We start from the raw sequence: 16,662 nt of genomic DNA, 5'->3' as shown, positions 1-16,662 counted from the left end.
CGCAACGCTCACCGTTCGGTCGCTCCATCCTCCTGTATGCAGATCAGAATCGTCACCGGGACCGGCACCGGGCCGACGCCGATCGCGGCCTACGACGCCGCACTCGCCGCCGCCGGCGTCCACAACTACAACATCACCACCGTCTCGTCGGTGATCCCCGACGGCAGCACGCTCGAAATCGTCGACAGCGCCCCGGATCTCGGACCGGTCGGCGAGCGCCTCACCGTCGTCGAGGCGCGTGCCACGAGCGGGGTGGGCGAGAGCGGTGCGGCGGCCGGCCTCGGCTGGACGACGACCGAGAGCGATCGGGGACTGTTCTACGAGGCGACCGGCACCGACCCGGAGCGCGTCCGCGAGGGCGTGGCCGCGGGGCTCGACTCCGGGCGCGCGCTCCGCGAGTGGACGTTCACCGACGAGCGCATCGTGACCGAACACGTCGAGGGGAACGACGGATCGTTCGCGACGGCGCTCGTGCTCGGGATCTACGGCGACAGCGAGCCGATATAGGTCGGCCATTCGGCGGTGTGGCAGCGGGTGTCGCGAACGGGAGTCTTTTCAGTACGTCGGCCCAACCGTCGCCGTCCTTCTCATGAACGATCGCACACCAATGGGACCGAACGTCAACACCGCGGACGTTGAGCTCTCGGTCGAGCAACGCCGGGCGCTCCAGGCCGGTCTCGACACCGTGGCCGCCCGCACCCGCGAGTATCTCCCCGACGAGTACGTCGTCGGCGCGCAGATCATCGCCGGGACGGACGGCCCGCAGGGGACGATCGCGGTCCAGCCGCCGGTCGGCGCAGCCGTCAGCGCCGGCTTCACGCCCGATTTCGAGGAACTGAGCGACGGCATCGCCGAAGAGGACAGAACCGAAGTCGCGAGACAGCTCGCTGCCAGCGCCGCCCTCCAGGTGAAACAGGCGGTATCGGACGGCATCACACCGGTCGGTCGCTAACTTAGACGCAGCCGTTCGGCGGATCGTAAAACAGCGCGTAGCCGAGCATCCCGATCGCCGGCAGCGTGCCGATTGCGAGCGCGACGGGTAGCGACAGCGCCGAGACCACGCCGGTCGCCCAGCCAGCGAGCAGGAGCGCCGGCAGCGCGATGAGCAGGAGATCGGCCGGCGCAACCGTCGGCCGGCGCTCGCGAACGGTTTCGACGACCGAATCCTCCGAATCGGACTGGCCTGAGCGGTTCATCGTACGCCGGCCAACGACCGCCGGGTAATTAAATATTATTACCGGGCGCGACGAGCGGTCACTTCCCCCAGAAGGGGTCGCGCTGGCGCTGTTTGTCGAGATAGATGTGCAGCGCTTCGAGCTCGTCGGCCGGGATGTCGTCGGTGAGTTCCTGTTCGAGCACCTTGGCGTGCTTTTCGGGGATCTCCGACCAGAGTTCGTCGCCCTCCTCGATCTGGCGGCCGACCGTTGGCCCGTCGATCGCGACGCTGACGCGCTCGCCCGCGCGGGCCTGCTCGACGTCCTCGCCCTGTTCCTGGATTCCCTTGACCTGCCCGCGGCGCTTGGGTTCGTTCCCCTCGAAATCGACGATGGTCGCGTTGCGCTTCAGCGTGCCCGTCATCACCTCGACGCCGACGACGGCGGGGTCGTTCTGCCGGAAGGTGTGATCGGGCAGCAGGCGAAAGCGGGCAGGTCGGGAGATGTTTTCAAGGATGGTATCCTGCTGGCTGCGCTCGCGCTCGGCGATGAACTCCTCGTACTCCTCGACGAGTCGGTAGATGACGTCGCTCTCGAAGATCCGGATGTCGCCCTCGTCGGCCTGTCGCTCGGCGTTGTCGAGCACGTCGACCGAGAACGCGAGCACCGTCTCGTGGCGTTCCTCGTCGGCGGTGCTCGCGACCGTGACGTCGCGTGGCGCGACGTCGCCGACTTCGGCACGAACGATCGGGATCTCGGCCTCGTCGAGCGTGTTCGCGACCGCCTCCAGACTCCCGAGGGTGTCGGCTTTGACGACGACACCCTCCTCCTCGGTCGTGACACCGATGGCCGCCAGTTCCTCCTGGACTTCTTGGACGACCTCCTCACGCGAGCGATCGCGCACGACGCGGACGGGCGCACCGGCCATCGCGTCGTCGAGATCGGGCGCGGCGATCTTGAGACCGGCCGCCGCGCTCACCGCATCGACCTGCTCGAACCGCTTTTCGGTGCGGATCTCGGCGAGCGGGCGGGGTTGGAGCAGCGCGCGCACGTCGGTCACGATCGGCTCGCCCGTCGATCCCACGACGACCGTGTCGTCGGCGCGCACAGTTCCATCGTAGAGCACCACGTCGATCGCCGTACCGAACCCCTTCTGGTCTTTGACCTCCAGGACCGTGCCCGCACCCGGCCCCTCGACGTCGATGGCCATCGCGTCCTTGAGATAGCGCTGTGAGAGACCCATCAGCACGGTCAGCACGTCGGGTACTCCCTCGCCGGTCTCGGCGCTCGTCGGCACGACGCCGACGTTGTTGGCGAAGTTCTGGACGCGCCAGTACATGTCCGCCGAGAAATCGTGGTCGGCAAGTTCGCCGATGAGTTCGTAGAGGCGCTCGTCGAGCGTCTCGCGCGCGCGATCGGACTGGGCGTCGTAGCTCTCCTGGATGGGCACGTCGCCCTGCGGGTTCCAGCCCGGCACGGTGTCGATCTTGTTCGCCGCCACGACGAACGGCGTCTCGGTGCGCTGGAGGATGTCGATCGCCTCGATCGTCTGCGGCTGGAACCCGTCGTTGACGTCCACCACGAGCACGGCGATATCGGCGAGCGCACCCCCACGAGAGCGCAGCGTCGAGAAGGAGTGGTGACCGGGCGTGTCGATAAAGAGTAGACCGGGAAGGTCGAAATCGGTCGGATCGACGAGACTGCCCGCGAGCTCCGAGACCGTTTCGAGCGGGACGGCGGTCGCGCCGATGTGTTGGGTTATCGCCCCCGCCTCGCCGTCCGTGACCGTCGAGCCACGGATCCGATCCAATAAGGTCGTCTTGCCGTGGTCGACGTGGCCGAGAACGGCGACGATGGGGGTCCGAAGCGTTGCTACTGCGTCGCCGTCCGTCTCCGCGTCAGTATGTGTCTCCGACATGGCGTTCACCCGAGAAAGTCGTTACTCGTTCGAGTCGGTCACAACAGTTAAGCGCGTCGTCACGCCCACGCGGGCGAGAATCGGAACGGTGGACCTCAGTCGCTCGTCGTTTCCGAACACGAGACGAGATGGGCGTGTTTCCGCTCGTAATTTCGTAGCTCAGACGGGAGTTCGTCGGGCTCGAACCACGTGAGATCAGTTATTTCGTCGTGGCGCTCGACCTCCACACCCACCAGTTCGTCGCCGCCGACGGGACGGGCAGTAAACCCCACGACCGGGATCGGCAGCCGCTCGGGAGCGTCGAGGCGGAGTTCCATCGTCTGAGCGAAGAGCACGTCCGTGATCTCGCAGTCGATGCCGGTCTCCTCTTCCGTCTCACGACGGGCCGTTTCGGCGGGCGTTTCGCCGGTCTCGCCCGCCCCACCGGGCGTTTCCCACTCGTCGCGCGCCGGACTGTAGACACAGAGCAGCCGGCCCTCGTCGACCACGCTTGCCCCGGCCGCGTAGGGGTAGAAACGATCGTGAAACGCCTCGGCGCTCGCCGGAAACGAATCGCCCGCCGAAAGTGGCTCGACCGGGAGCGCGTCGAGATGTGGGACGTTCCCCCACCGGTCCTCGACGGTGGTGAGGACGCTCTCGGCGTGCTGGACGGCGTTCTCCCGTACCGCGGCGCGGTCGGCGTCGTTCATGCGGATAGAGCACACGCCAGCACGAAAACGATATCGTCGGGCGCTCCGCGCGCGGGAATGCTCTCGGGCCTCCGTGGTGTTTATAATGGGCGGCCACGGTAGGGCGGGTATGCCGGACGTACTCGCACGGAAGCTCATCGACAAGGCCGTCATCGGCTCCGACGGTACCGAACTGGGCACGCTCTCGACGCTGACGATGGACCCCGACACGGGGCGACTGGGCGATCTGCTCATCACGCCGCGGAGCGAAACCACCGAACAGATCGACCTCGAACGCGACGAGGACGGGAGATACGCCGTCGACATCGGCCGCGTGCAGGCGGTCAAAGACCACATCGTCGTCGACCGCTAATGGAGATCCTCGACGCCTCGGCGTTTATCAACGAGTACGACGCCGGCGACGACATCGCGACCGTGCCCGCCGTCGGTGCCGAACTCGACGGCGAGAGTTCCTATCGCTACGACGCGCTCGAAGGGGCGGGTATGTACATCCACGTCCCCGAGGAAGCCGTCATCGGGCGCATCGAACGCGCCGCGAGCGAGAGCGGCGACAAGGAGGAACTCTCGGAGACGGACATCGAGCTGCTGGCGGCCGCCTTCGAACTCGATGCGAAACTGGTGACCGACGACTACGCCATGCAGAACGTCGCCGAGCGACTCGACATCTACGTCGAGTTCATCGCTCGCGACGGGATCACCGAACAGCGTGACTGGGACTTCCAGTGTCAGGGCTGTGGCCGCGTGTTCGACGAGAACAAGGATCGCTGTCCGATCTGCGGCAGCGACCTCACCCGGAAGAACCCCTCGTAGTTACGGGGAGAGAAAGCCCAAACCGCTCGTCTCGACGAGATAGAGCTGGGCGAACAGGAGGGCGTTGTAGCCGCCATGGACGATGATCGGCACGAGGAGGTTGTCGGTATATTCGTAGAGCGTGCCGAGCACGAGTCCGAGGACGAACGTCGAGACGACGTAGCCCCAGACCCCGGCCGCGCCGCTCGCCGCGACCAGCGCCGTGACGTGAGCCAGCCCGAAGAGAGCGCTCGATCCGACGACCGCACCGACGGGCGAAAACACCCGTCGGAGCACGCCCTGGACGCCGCCGCGGAACAGCGTCTCCTCGCCCGGCCCGGTCGCGACGAACGAAAGGACGACCAGCGACAGCGCGAGCAGCGGCTGTGCCCTCGCAGCGCTCTCGATGCGGTTCGTTCCCGGCGCGAAGCCGAACTGATCGAGAACGATCCCGACTCCCTGTGCCGCGAGGAGCAAAACGACGAACCCGACGACGACCCAACCGATATCCCGAAGGGTTCGACGTGGGCGCGACAGCGACGGCCACCGGATATCGAGCAGTCGAGGGCTGTCACTATAACGCATGTAGCCGAGGATGAACGAAACGAACGCCGCTCCCTGGACGAGCGTCGTGAGAGTGTAACTGACCGAACCCTCGATCGGAAAATCGAGAGCCAGCAGACCCAGCGTTAGCGGAACGGCGAGAAGCTGTGCGAAGAGAAAGCCACCGGCGGCGAGCCCGAGCGCAACCGAGACGGCGAGCAGGTAATCGCGCCAGTCGTTCCCGCCGGCAGCGGCGTGTTCGGATGCCATCGCGTGCGAGCACTCGTCGCCGATTCGACATACGTCCTCCGCTTTTCGAGCGCTAGTCGACGACGAGGCGGGTCTTCTCGGCGACGGATTCGCTTTCGTCGTTTCCCTCACCGATCAGCCCGCGGGCCGCGCGCTTACCCCACTCGACGGCGGGCTGGGTGAACGTCTCGATGCCGTAGAGTTCGCCGGCGAGCACGCAGGCAGCCTCCATCGTGTAGAGCAGTTCGCCGATCCCGGCCTCGTCCACCCGATCGAGTTCGATCCGGATCGAGGGGCGGCCTGCCTCGGCGAGGCTCGCCTCGGTGGCGGCGAACTCCGCATCCAACAGTTCGCCGAGTCCCGTGTCGCCCAGATAGGCGAGGTCGTCGTGGTCGGTCTCGGGAACCCGGAGATCGGGGCGCTCGCGCGGACGAACGAGTGTGACGAGCGTGTTTCGGGGACCCGCCCGGTAGCGCTGGAGCTGCGAGTGCTGGTCGGTCGCGCCGAGCGCCCTGGTGGGGAGCTGGCCAAGCCCGTCCTTGCCGAGACTCTCGGACCACAACTGTGCGAACCACTCGGCGAACGATTCGAGCGATTCGGCGTAGGGCATCATCGCGTTGATCGCCGCCCCGCGCGTGTCGAGCGCATACGCCACGGCTCCATAGGCGTAGGCTGGCGTCTCGAACAGCGAGGGCGAGCAGTCCGCCGCACGCTTCCCGCCGTCGAGGATCGCCCCGATGTCGTGGCCACGGATGGCCGCCGGAGCGAGACCCACGGACGAAAGCGCCGAAAACCGGCCCGGAACGCCCTCGGGAACCGCGAGTGCTGGCAGATCGTGACGATCGGCCAGTTCGCGCAGCGGACCGGAGTCGCCCGTGATCGTCACCACTCGCTCGGTCCAGTCGACGCCCGCCTCGGTAAACGCCTCGCGCACCACGAGGAAGTTCGCCAGCGTCTCGGCGGTGGTGCCGGACCGCGAGACGACCGTCACGGCCGTTTCGGACAGCGGGAGCAGGGAGAGCACCTCCGAGACGTGGTCGGGATCGACGTTGTCGAGCGTCAGGATCCGCGAGTCGCCGAGCGCCTCGGCGATGGTTGCCGCGCCGAGCGCGCTCCCGCCGATGCCGACGACGAGGACGTACGCCGCGTCGTTCACCGGTGCGACCGTCTCCGTGATCTCGTCGGGATCGGTCGTTTCGGGCAGGTTCAGCGCCGCGTAGCCGAACTCGTCGTCGCGTCGTCCGCGTTCGATGCGTTCGTGGGCGCGCGCCACCCGCTCGTCGAGGCGATCGAGTGCCTCGCGGGAGACGCCCGGCGAGGCCTCGCTGGCGAGCGCGTTGCCGATGTCGATTTTCATACCGGCCGTGACAGGGCCGTCCCCAAATCGTTGCCGACCGCGGCGTTTAATCGCCCGCCGCCCGGATCCGACGCATGGCCGAGGCGAACGTCGAGGAACCGGGCGGGACGAGCGAGCCGGACGAGGAGGCCTACTCGGGGCTGTTCGGCGCGATCCCGTACGCGTTCGGATCGAGCCGGTCGTGGCTGTTCAAGTCCTACGTCGTCATCGGTGGGCTCGTGGCGCTGCTCGTGGCAATCTTGATGACGCTCTCGCTCGTCACGCTCGTCTCGCGGACGGCGACCGCTGGTGGCGGATCGCTGACGCTCTCGCGGGCGTTTTTCGTGCTCGTCGGATTGTTTATCGTCGGCCCGCTGCTCGCGCCGATCCTGTTCGTCGCTCGCCGGCATCGCCGCGTCGGCGACAAGAAGCGCTACGACACGAGCCTCGCAGTCGCTGGCTACCTGTTCTTCGTCGCGCTCTACATCGGCCTGGTGATCACGATCCCGGCCGGCGAACGGGAGGCTGTCGGTGGTTCGCTCGCGGGCGTCGTCGAATTTCTCTACGCGCTGCCACAGCTCTGGGGACTGGTCCCGCCGGTCTGTGCGGCCGTCGGCATCTATCTGGTCCATCGGCTCATGCGGTGAACGCCACCCCGAACTGAAAGGGTCAATCGGATCGCGCCCGAACGGCAGATATGACGACCGAGAGCACGTTTCTCGTCACACACGCCGACGACGAGTCGGCGGTGTTGCACGATACGGCCGACGGACAGATCCACACGCTCGCGGAAAACCCCGGTCTCGATGCGGACGACGCAATCGAGGGAACGATCGCGCCCGCGGGGCCGATGGAACTCGCGTGGGAACTCGTCGAGATGGATGCACGGCGCTCGCTTGCGACCGAACACAGCGAGGAGCCACCGACGAGTCAGGAGCACGAACTTGCGGATGCACAGGAAGAGGGAGAGCTGACGACCCGCGAGCGCGCCGGCATCGGCGAAATTCACGTGCTCACGGTGCCCGCGGAGCGTGTCCAAGAGGCCGTCGACGACGTTCTCGACGACGAGGCGACGCTCGTGCGCGCGGCCCGATTCGGCGTGAATCGGGTCGAAGTCCGTTCCGATGCCGAAGCGGGCGTCGTGGCGGTTCGATATCTCCCCTGAGCAGTGAGTGGGGGGAGGGGAGTGGGGAGAGAAGAGGGGGGAGAGGAGGGATTCAAGCAACAGAAAGCTTATTCCACGGTGTGGGATATCGAAAGGTAATGAGCCGACGAGGGACGTTGGCGTGGCTGCTCGTCGCGGTCGTCTGTCTGTCCGCGCTGGGTGCGTTCTCGGCGACGGTTGCGGGCCAGAGCGCCACGGTGAACGAGACCGGACCGAACGACGAGCGGGCGGACGCGATGGAGCTCCCCGAGCGAACGTTCGTCAAGGCCGATACGAAGGACACCGACGACGACTGGTACAAATTCGAGGCGAACGCCGGCGAGGCGATCAGGGTGACCGGTGGCTTCGGAGCCGAATACCCGACCGTCACGCTGCACGGACCGAACGGCGAGCTCGGCACCGGGACGTCGGGCGGCACCGAGGACGCCGCCATCATCGGTGCCGTCGCCCCCGAGGACGGAACGTACTACCTCGAAGTCACCCACGACACCGGGTACGAGGCGCGCTACTCGGTTGCGGTCGCGACCGCCGCACAGGACGAGTTCGAGCGCGGCGAGCAGGGAGCCACAGTCGTCGAACCGGGAAAGACGTACAACGCGACGCTGTTCGAGCAGCGCGAGGACGTCTTCGCGATCGAGGCGAGCGCGGGCGAGACGATCACCACGACCGCGCGGATAACCGATCCCGGGGCCGAGTTCGGCCAGAACGTCGCCGTCTCCCTCTTCGATGGCGACGGCAACCGCCTTGATCCCGAGAGCGGGCGCAATCACACGAACACCTTTGCCACCGAAACGACCTCGGAACAGCAGTTCACCGTTCCGGAATCCGGAACGTACTACGTCCACGTCGCGTCGGCACGCTCCGTCGTCGGTGTCACCGGCTTCACCGGCTACGAGCTGACCGTCGACACGAGCGGCGGGTCGAGCGACGGACCGTCCGAGGCCGACGCACTGACCATCGTCGGCGGCAGCCCGGAGGACAAGGTGAGCTACCGGATCGGCTACGAAGGAAGCGTCGAACGCAGCGGCGAGAGCCACGGCGCGCCGATCGCGGACAGACACGTCACCGTCGATCCGGACGTCGACGAGATCGGTGATGCACGCGTTGACGGACGGCTCGGCGGCGGTGGCGACGCCTATCTCGTGACGGGCGAGATCACAGGTCTCGAAATCGACGGCGACGCGGAGATCTATCTCGATGGCGAGCAGGTCGATCCGGCGCGGTTCGGTGGCGTCGCCGACGAACGAACACCGACGCAGACCGCGACGCCCACACCAACCGCGACTGCGACGCCGACAGCAACCTCAACGACAACGCCAACCACCGAGACGGCAACGCCATCGGCGACCGCCACGACGGCAGCGGGTACAACCGACGAGCAGACGACGAACGCGACCAGCAAAGGGGAGATACTCGGCGGGGCCGAGACCGACACGGAGACGACGAGTTCGGGCGGTCCCGGCTTCGGGATCGCCGTCGCGGTCGTCGGGCTGCTCGTGGCCGGGCTGGTCGCGACGCGGCGCGAGTGATCGGACGGAAACATACAAACGTTTATTCGCGGGCCTTCCGGACCGCAGGACATGGCTGCGCTCGACGTACTGGCAGTCGATTACACCGACTATACCGACCGCCAGCTCGCCGCGATCCCGCTGGTGGTACTCGTCCTCGCGCTCGCGGTTCTCGGCGGCTGGTTTCTCATGACCGGCGCACCGGTCACACCCGGCATCGAGTTCACCGGTGGCACCGAACTCCAGGTCACGACGGGAGCGGGTCAGGCCCAGATCCAGGACACCTTTGCCGCTCTCCCCGCCGTCGACGGTCAGCCAACCGTCACGCCGACCGCGGGCGGCAACACCTTCATCGTCACCACTCAATCGACCGACACCGACGCGCTCACGTCGGCCGCGGAGTCCGCGGGCTACACCGTCGAATCCGTACAGGAGACCTCCGCGAGCTTCGGCTCCGACGTCCAGCAGCTCGGGGTGCTGGGGCTGGCCGCGGCGTTCGTCGGCATGGCGTTGCTCGTGTTCGTGCTCTTTCGGAGCTTCGTCCCCTCGATCGCCGTGATCCTCTCGGCGTTTTCCGATATCGTCGTGCCGCTCGCGCTGATGAACCTCTTCGGGATCGAGCTCTCGCTGGGTACGGTGGCGGCGCTGTTGATGCTGATCGGCTACAGCGTCGACTCCGATATCCTGCTCAACAACCACGTGCTCAAGCGCCGCGGCGATTTCTACGAGAGCACCTATCGTGCGCGACGCACGGGCGTGACGATGACGCTCACCTCGATATCGGCGATGGCGGTGATGGCGATCGTCGCCTCGAAGTTCGTCTTCAACATCCCCCTCCTGTCGCAGGTCGGGCTCGTGCTCGTCATGGGGCTCGCCGTCGATCTGATGAACACCTATCTGCTCAACGTGAGCCTGCTTCGCTGGTACAAGTTCGAGGGGATCGCGCGATGATCCGTGAGAACTGGCGGATCGGCCTGCTCGTTATCTTCGTCCTCGCGGCCGCCGTCGCGCTGTTCGCGCCCGGCCTCGGCGGTGGCGTGGCGGCGAACGCGACCAACGGGAACGTCACGACCGGCCCGACGAACCTCCAGTACGGGCTCGATCTCTCCGGCGGCTCGCAGATCCGCGCGCCGCTATCGGGCCTCACCGCCGAGGGCGTCGATGTCGGTCCACAGGGAGGGAACAACCTCACCGGACAGGTCGCGAGCGAACTGAACGTCTCGACGACCGACGTCCGGGTGCGCACCGGCAACGGCAGCGCCACCGTGGAGGTCTACTCGGGGAACGTCTCCCAGCGCGCGTTCGCGAGCGCGCTCCAGTCGGCCGGCTACGACGTCCAGCAAGGCGACGTCAGCGACGGCCTGACCAAACAGACCTACGACACGGCCGTCGAAGTGCTGAGCAACAAGATCAGCGAATCCGGCCTTTCCGGTGGTTCGGTTCAAACGGTGTCCTCGGGCGGCGAACGGTACGTCAGCATCGAAGTGCCGAACCAGAACCGTTCGGAGCTCAGGGAGCTCGTCGCCGATCAGGGCCAGGTGAAGACGGTCGCGTACTTCACGATCGAGGGCAATCGGACGCCGAGCTACTGCGAGGGTCCCGTCGGAACGAACGCCAGCGGCAACGGTAGTGCGAACGGGACCGGCCCGACCACCTGTAACGTGACCGCGCTGCCGAGCCAGCAGTCGTTCCAGGACGTTCGACCGGTCCGGCAGGACCAGCAGACCGGTGAACCGGTCGTCCCGGTGACGCTGACCGAGGAGGCGGCCAAACCGTTCACCGAGAAGATGCAGCGGTTCGGCTTCGACGACCCCGCGAACCGCACCTGTGGCTACGGTCGCGGCGGTGGCGGTCACTGTCTGCTGACGGTGCGTGACGGCGAAGTCGTCTACTCGGCGGGCGTCGACCCCGATCTCGCACGGGGCTTCGCCAGCGGCGAGTTCGTCGACGACCCGGTCTATCAGACGTCGGCACAGAACGCCTCGCAGGCCCAGGGGCTCCAGGTCGATCTCCAGGCGGGTGCGCTGCCCGCGCCGCTCAATCTTCAGGAGGGGACGAGCCAGTACATCCTGCCGAGCGTCGCCCAGCGGTTCAAGGGGCTCTCGCTCGTCACGGGGCTCGTGGCGGTGCTCGCGGTCAGCGTGGCGATCTTCGTCAGATATCGCGAGCCGCGGGTGGCGGTGCCGATGCTGCTGACGGGGCTGTCGGAGGTGTTCATCCTGCTCGGCTTCGCGGCCACGATCGGGCTCCCGCTCGATCTCTCGCATATCGCCGGCTTCATCGCCGTCATCGGGACCGGGGTCGACGATCTGGTGATCATCGCCGACGAGATCCTCCAGAGCGACGTGAGCACGGGCCGAGTGTTCAAGAGTCGGTTCCGGCGGGCGTTCTGGGTCATCGGCGCGGCCGCCGCGACAACCGTGATCGCGATGAGCCCGCTCGCACTGCTCAGCCTCGGCGATCTCCGCGGGTTCGCCATCATCACGATCGTCGGCGTACTGATCGGCGTACTGATCACGCGCCCGGCCTACGGCAACGTGCTCCGGCGGCTGCTCACCGACAACTGAGACGGGCGCGGGATCGAATCGATCATCGACGAACCGGCGAGCGGGAGCCTTTTGCACCGACCGCTCCAACCCGGTCGCATGGCCCAGTCATCCGAACACCACGGCGAGTGGCCGCTCAAACGGCTGCTGACCGAAGTCGTCGGCTCGGGACACAAATCCGCCGATGACATGACGCGTGCGCAGGCGACCGAGGCCTTCGAGCGCATCCTGGACGACGAACCCGATCACACGACGCTGGGCGCGTTCTGGCTCGCCAACCGCTGGAAGCGCAACACGCCCGATGAGCTGGCGGCATATATCGACACCATGGCCGATCGGTCGGTGGAGGTCGCCACGCCCGACTGCGATCCCGTCGACTGCGGAGCGAACTACGACGGGAAGGGGCGCTCGGCGATATTGGGTGTGGGTGCCGGCATCGTCGCCGCAGCAGCGGGCACCCCGGTCGTAACCCACTCCGGCGATCGCGTCCCCACGCAGAAGCAGGACGCCTACAAACACGTCCTCGACGAGTTGGGCGTGCGGACCGACCTCAAACCCGCCGAGAGCGCAGACATGGTCGACGAGACGGGCTTTGGCTTCTACTACCAGCCGAACTTCAACCCCGGCGTCGCCGGCCTCGTAGAGCGCCGCGACATGATGGGCGTGCGGACGTTCGTCAACACGATCGAGACGCTCGCCAACCCCGCCGGTGCCGACGTCCATCTCGGAAGTTTCTACCATCTGCCCTACGCGAAGCGGATCATCGACACGTTCGCGGCGAGCGAGCGCTACGAGATCCCCCGCGTGGTGATGTTCCAGGGGATGGAGGGCTACGACGACATCCGTCCCGGCTCGACGACGGTTGCCGTGGGTGAAGGTGGCGAACTCGACGATTTCGAGATCAAGACCGACGAGTACGGCATGGACTTCGCCGAGGAAGACCTCGAAGTCGACGACGTGGCGACGGACTCGGCGGCGATCACCGAGGCCGTGCTCGCGGGCGACCGGGAAGACCGCTTTGCCGACGCCATCGCGCTCAACGGCGCGTTCCGGATCTACGCCCGCGAGGACTGCGAGTCGCTCGACGAGGGGCTCGCGATGGCGCGCGAGGCCATCGCCGACGGCAGCGCCGAAGCGGTGCTCGACGAGCTTCGGGAGTTCTGAGCCGGCAGGGTTTTCCATCGCGCCGTCGACGTGCGGATATGACAGACGCGACGCTGCACACCAATCGTGGCGACATCGAGGTCGAACTGTACGACGAGCGCGCGCCGAACACGGTCGAGAACTTCGTCGGGCTGGCGACCGGCGAGCAGGAGTGGGAGGACGGCGGCGAGACGGTCGAAAAGCCGCTCTACGACGACGTGGCCTTCCACCGCATCATCGAGGGATTCATGATCCAGGGCGGCGACCCCGACGAGAGTGGTCGCGGCGGCCCGGGCTACACCTTCGACGACGAGTTCCACGACGATCTGCGCCACGACTCCGCAGGAACGCTCTCGATGGCCAACTCGGGTCCCAATACGAACGGTTCACAGTTCTTCATCACGCTCGACGCCCAGCCCCATCTCGACGACCGTCACGCAGTGTTCGGCGACGTGACCGACGGGATGGACGTCGTCGAGGAGATCGGCACCGTGTCGACCGACGCCAACGACCAGCCCCAGGAAGAGGTCGTCCTCGAATCGGTCGAAGTTCACGAGTAGAACCGACAGACCGCTAATTGTTTGGCTATTCATTCGAAGCGTTCCCGTTGAACTGCCCGCCGATACGCCGGGGTTCGACCAAACGCTTAGGTATTACTATTGCATGAGTAGTACGTATGAGCAGTAATACACACGATGTCGTCCGGGTCTCGGCGAAGGGACAGGCGACGATCCCGAAGGAACTCCGGGAGAAATTCGGCATCGAGACGCCGGGACGGGTGCGCTTTCGCGAAAGCGACAATGGTGAAATCGTGGTCGAACCCGTTCCGCGCCCGTCGGAACTCCGGGGCCGACTCGCCGGCGACGAGTACGAACGTGGCGAGGTGCTGGCGAAACTCCGCGAGTTCCGCGACACCGAACGCACGGAGGAACGTCCACGCAGGGCGGCGACCGCCGACGGCGATGAGTGAGACCTACGTGTTCGATGCCGAGCCACTGATAGCGTACTGCTACGACGAGCCCGGCGCTGACCGCGTCGAATCGCTGCTGACAGCGATCTACGACGGCGATGCCACCGGCCTGTTGAGCGAGGTCACCGCGACGGAAATCAGCTACAAGATCGCGTGGCTCGAAGCCGATGACCGGCCGACCGATGCCGATCTCGACATCGGGCAAACACAACTCAAAGACATCGTTGACGGCGGCTGCCGACTCGAATCGACGACCGACACATGGGAAACGGCGGCACGAGTGAAAGCGGGCGGTGGCATCTCACTCGGAGATGCGTTCGCAGTGGCGCTCGCCGATGCAACCGACGCGACGCTCGTCGTGGGTGCGGACGACGATTTCGACGAGCTCCCGATCTCGATTCGAATCGAGCGAATCCGGGAGAGATCGGCCTGATCCGAGCGAGCAACCGTGACCGGCGGTCGAACGACAAGCGAAAGGGCCGTGAGGTTCGAGATGAAATGTATGTCGGATGACCCCGTCGACCCGAGCACTATCGGCGAGCGCGACGCCCCGCCCGTTGCCGAAAAGCCCTACAAGATCGTCTTCGAGGCGAACAAGTGCATCGCGGCGGGCAAGTGTGCAGAAGTCTCCGACAACTGGTCGATGAACATCACCTCGGGGATCGCCCAGCCGGCATCGTATTTCATCACCGAAGAGGAGCTCGACGACAACGTCCGGGCGGCCGAGGTCTGCCCGGCGAAGAAGGATCGCGGCGTGATCCACGTCGTCGACCGTCGGACCGACGAGGAGATCGCCCCCGATCCCGACGGCGACGGCACGCTCTCGGTCGACTGGTGAATCGAAACGGGTTTTCGCGCGCGGGCGAACGCTGAACTACGCGAGGGTGGCCGAGTCTGGCCAAAGGCGGCGGGCTTAAGACCCGCTCTCTCAGGAGTTCATGCGTTCAAATCGCATCCCTCGCACTCTCTTCTCGACTTCTCCAAACTGCCGACCGCACCGGCGACGGATTTATCATGGTTCCGCATGATCAGTCGCGTGATGGATTCGGATCTGCTCGCCGGCGACGTCGCCGACCAGCTCGTGACGGCCGCCCGGACCGCGACCGGCGACCGGCTCCGCTCGGTGACCTACTTCACCCGCGCCGATTACGACCAGCTCTACCTCCGCGGCGACCTCGAACGCGACGCCGACGTGATGAGCTTCATCGGCCACGAGTGGCACGATTTCAAGAACACGCGCAACGCCTATCGAAGCTCGGAACTCGGCGGCTACCGCCACACCATCAGGGTGTTCGAGAACGGCTACCTCCTGCGCATCACGACCGATCGCGACGGCGTGTTCGTCACCACCGACGGCCTGACGATGAGCGATTTCGAGGCCGTCGCGAGCGCCATCCTCTCGATACTCGACGAGCGCTGACGACGCGCTTTTGCCTGCGAGCGCCCGAACGCAACTATGACCGACGACGGGTTCGCAACCCACGACGCCTACGACGCCGACGGCGACGAGTACGTGCTCACGACGACCGTGTTCAACGGCCGCGTCGGCGTCGACGACGAGTTCCGAGTCTCGGTGACGATGCCGACGCTCGACGCCGCCGCCGAGGAATCGATCGAAGACGTCCTGGAGGACGGCTGGTTCGAAACGCTCTCGCTCCGACTGGAGGACGCCGGCAGTGCGACGCGCGCGGACATCGACGTTCCCGAACCGACCGTCGAGCGCCGAAACGGGGAGGTACACGTCGAGTGGCTGCTCGCACAGGACGACGGAACACGAGCGGCCGAAGCGGCGAAAGCGCTCGTCGAGTACGCAGAAGGGACGTACGTCGAGGGTGTCGTTCCCGGATACTCGTATCGCTCGCCCGTCGCCGATCTCATCGCACACGCTCGGACGGAGGGTGACGGTGAGGGCGAGCGTGGCCCGATGCCGCTTTAGACTGCGCCGACGACGAGGTGGCGCACATCGCCGAGGACGTCGAAATCCGCGAGCGCGACCACCCGATCGCCGCGTTCGAGCGAGTCATCGGCGTGGGGCAGGTCGACCGCCTCGCCCTCCTTGCCGAAGGCGAGGAGCTCGGCCCCGCCGGGGAGTTCGAGCTCGCTCAGACTGTAGCCGCGCATCGGCGAGGATTCGGTGACGGTGAACTCGACGAGCTGGAGATGCTGGGCGATGTCGGCAATGGCGCGGGTCGAGCCGCCGACGAGGGCGTTCTTCGCGCCGATCGCACCGAGCCGTTCGGGATAGACCACCTCGTCGACCTCGCTGGCGTACTTCCGGTAGATCTCCTGGTAGTAGTCGTCGTCGGCGCGCATCACGGTACGACAGTCGTACGCGTCGGCGATCATGCAGGCGACGAAGTTCGTCGTCAGATCGCCCGTGAGCGCGCCGATCGCGTCCGCGTCGGCGATGCCGGCCTCCACGAGGTCCTCCTCGCGACTCCCGTCGCCGTCGAGCACGTCGACGATCTCCAGGCGTTCGCCCCAGAGACGCTCCAGTCGTTCGGAGTCGTTGTCGACGACGGTCGCTTCGTGACCCTCCTCGGCGAGCACCCGCGCGGTCCTGAGCCCGACCCGCCCGGCCCCGATGATGACGAATCGCATACCCCCACTACACCATGGTCGATAATAACAGTACGCACGGTTTGCCGGGTC

Annotated in this window: 22 protein-coding genes and 1 tRNA gene; 17 read left to right on the top strand and 6 right to left on the bottom strand. The window is 66.3% G+C overall.

Annotated features, from left to right (window positions below; all coding sequences use genetic code 11):
* Window positions 1-36 precede the first annotated feature (36 nt).
* A complete protein-coding gene (locus C448_RS03400; protein WP_004051911.1) occupies window positions 37-507 on the top strand; it encodes a pyruvoyl-dependent arginine decarboxylase in 471 nt (156 codons plus the stop codon).
* Window positions 508-607: 100 nt separating this feature from the next.
* Window positions 608-952: a DUF5811 family protein gene (locus C448_RS03395; RefSeq protein WP_004051910.1), complete on the top strand. Its 345-nt coding sequence runs from the start codon at window positions 608-610 to the stop codon at window positions 950-952.
* 1 nt (window position 953) lies between these two features.
* Here the strand turns inward: C448_RS03395 and C448_RS03390 are convergent, their stop codons facing one another.
* The 3 genes from C448_RS03390 to C448_RS03380 all read right to left on the bottom strand — a co-directional run bounded on the left by C448_RS03390 (window position 954) and on the right by C448_RS03380 (window position 3,761).
* Window positions 954-1,196, bottom strand: a complete 243-nt coding sequence (locus C448_RS03390) for a hypothetical protein (RefSeq protein ID WP_004051909.1) — start codon at window positions 1,194-1,196, stop codon at window positions 954-956.
* Between the two features lie 58 nt (window positions 1,197-1,254).
* Complete coding sequence (infB, locus tag C448_RS03385) at window positions 1,255-3,072, bottom strand: translation initiation factor IF-2 (RefSeq protein ID WP_004051908.1); 1,818 nt, start codon at window positions 3,070-3,072, stop codon at window positions 1,255-1,257.
* Between the two features lie 95 nt (window positions 3,073-3,167).
* A complete protein-coding gene (locus tag C448_RS03380) occupies window positions 3,168-3,761 on the bottom strand; it encodes an NUDIX domain-containing protein (RefSeq protein WP_004051907.1) in 594 nt (197 codons plus the stop codon).
* A 109-nt stretch (window positions 3,762-3,870) separates the two neighbouring features.
* Here C448_RS03380 and C448_RS03375 point away from each other — a divergent pair, with 109 nt between their 5' ends.
* Both C448_RS03375 and C448_RS03370 read left to right on the top strand, forming a co-directional pair.
* A complete protein-coding gene (locus C448_RS03375; RefSeq protein WP_004051906.1) occupies window positions 3,871-4,113 on the top strand; it encodes a PRC-barrel domain-containing protein in 243 nt (80 codons plus the stop codon).
* Window positions 4,113-4,571: an NOB1 family endonuclease gene (locus C448_RS03370; RefSeq protein ID WP_004051905.1), complete on the top strand. Its 459-nt coding sequence runs from the start codon at window positions 4,113-4,115 to the stop codon at window positions 4,569-4,571. Before C448_RS03375 ends, C448_RS03370 begins: the two co-directional genes overlap by 1 nt.
* Here C448_RS03370 and C448_RS03365 read toward each other — a convergent pair whose 3' ends face one another.
* Together C448_RS03365 and C448_RS03360 are read right to left on the bottom strand one after the other, a co-directional pair.
* On the bottom strand, window positions 4,572-5,363 hold the full coding sequence (locus tag C448_RS03365; RefSeq protein WP_004051904.1) for a CPBP family intramembrane glutamic endopeptidase: 792 nt from the start codon (window positions 5,361-5,363) through the stop codon (window positions 4,572-4,574). It lies immediately after the preceding gene.
* 52 nt (window positions 5,364-5,415) lie between these two features.
* A complete protein-coding gene (locus C448_RS03360) occupies window positions 5,416-6,699 on the bottom strand; it encodes a hypothetical protein (RefSeq protein WP_004051903.1) in 1,284 nt (427 codons plus the stop codon).
* A gap of 74 nt (window positions 6,700-6,773) precedes the next feature.
* Here C448_RS03360 and C448_RS03355 point away from each other — a divergent pair, with 74 nt between their 5' ends.
* The 13 genes from C448_RS03355 to C448_RS03295 all read left to right on the top strand — a co-directional run bounded on the left by C448_RS03355 (window position 6,774) and on the right by C448_RS03295 (window position 15,946).
* A complete protein-coding gene (locus tag C448_RS03355) occupies window positions 6,774-7,325 on the top strand; it encodes a hypothetical protein (RefSeq protein WP_004051902.1) in 552 nt (183 codons plus the stop codon).
* 50 nt (window positions 7,326-7,375) lie between these two features.
* Complete coding sequence (locus C448_RS03350) at window positions 7,376-7,843, top strand: DUF5812 family protein (RefSeq protein WP_004051901.1); 468 nt, start codon at window positions 7,376-7,378, stop codon at window positions 7,841-7,843.
* Between the two features lie 98 nt (window positions 7,844-7,941).
* Window positions 7,942-9,372 (top strand): PGF-CTERM sorting domain-containing protein, encoded by a 1,431-nt coding sequence (locus C448_RS16880; protein ID WP_004051900.1) that lies wholly within the window; start codon window positions 7,942-7,944, stop codon window positions 9,370-9,372.
* Window positions 9,373-9,423: 51 nt separating this feature from the next.
* Window positions 9,424-10,302, top strand: a complete 879-nt coding sequence (gene secF, locus C448_RS03340; protein WP_004051899.1) for a protein translocase subunit SecF — start codon at window positions 9,424-9,426, stop codon at window positions 10,300-10,302.
* Window positions 10,299-11,918, top strand: a complete 1,620-nt coding sequence (locus C448_RS03335; RefSeq protein ID WP_004051898.1) for a preprotein translocase subunit SecD — start codon at window positions 10,299-10,301, stop codon at window positions 11,916-11,918. Before secF ends, C448_RS03335 begins: the two co-directional genes overlap by 4 nt.
* A 78-nt stretch (window positions 11,919-11,996) precedes the next feature.
* Entirely contained in the window at window positions 11,997-13,061 is a 1,065-nt protein-coding gene (locus tag C448_RS03330) for an anthranilate phosphoribosyltransferase (RefSeq protein WP_004051897.1), read from the top strand.
* 38 nt (window positions 13,062-13,099) lie between these two features.
* On the top strand, window positions 13,100-13,600 hold the full coding sequence (locus C448_RS03325; RefSeq protein ID WP_004051896.1) for a peptidylprolyl isomerase: 501 nt from the start codon (window positions 13,100-13,102) through the stop codon (window positions 13,598-13,600).
* 116 nt (window positions 13,601-13,716) lie between these two features.
* Complete coding sequence (locus C448_RS03320) at window positions 13,717-14,010, top strand: AbrB/MazE/SpoVT family DNA-binding domain-containing protein (protein WP_004051895.1); 294 nt, start codon at window positions 13,717-13,719, stop codon at window positions 14,008-14,010.
* Entirely contained in the window at window positions 14,003-14,443 is a 441-nt protein-coding gene (locus C448_RS03315; RefSeq protein WP_004051894.1) for a PIN domain-containing protein, read from the top strand. The genes C448_RS03320 and C448_RS03315 overlap by 8 nt, the downstream gene beginning before the upstream one ends.
* Before the next feature lie 69 nt (window positions 14,444-14,512).
* On the top strand, window positions 14,513-14,848 hold the full coding sequence (locus C448_RS03310; protein ID WP_004051893.1) for a ferredoxin: 336 nt from the start codon (window positions 14,513-14,515) through the stop codon (window positions 14,846-14,848).
* A 40-nt stretch (window positions 14,849-14,888) separates the two neighbouring features.
* Window positions 14,889-14,973, top strand: a tRNA-Leu gene (locus C448_RS03305).
* A 76-nt stretch (window positions 14,974-15,049) separates the two neighbouring features.
* Window positions 15,050-15,430 (top strand): DUF7522 family protein, encoded by a 381-nt coding sequence (locus tag C448_RS03300; protein ID WP_193363107.1) that lies wholly within the window; start codon window positions 15,050-15,052, stop codon window positions 15,428-15,430.
* A gap of 36 nt (window positions 15,431-15,466) precedes the next feature.
* Window positions 15,467-15,946 carry a DUF5813 family protein gene (locus C448_RS03295; RefSeq protein WP_004051891.1) on the top strand — a complete coding sequence of 160 codons (480 nt, stop codon included), beginning with the start codon at window positions 15,467-15,469 and terminating at the stop codon, window positions 15,944-15,946.
* On the opposite strand, the gene C448_RS03290 is transcribed toward C448_RS03295, so the two are convergent.
* Window positions 15,943-16,611, bottom strand: a complete 669-nt coding sequence (locus C448_RS03290) for a potassium channel family protein (protein WP_004051890.1) — start codon at window positions 16,609-16,611, stop codon at window positions 15,943-15,945. The two genes, C448_RS03295 and C448_RS03290, sit on opposite strands and share 4 nt — an antisense overlap.
* Window positions 16,612-16,662: the final 51 nt, after the last annotated feature.

This window comes from Halococcus morrhuae DSM 1307 (genome assembly GCF_000336695.1).
Lineage (GTDB): Archaea > Halobacteriota > Halobacteria > Halobacteriales > Halococcaceae > Halococcus > Halococcus morrhuae.
Note: the sequence above shows the minus strand (reverse complement) of the source record. Positions and strands in the feature narration are given on the sequence as shown.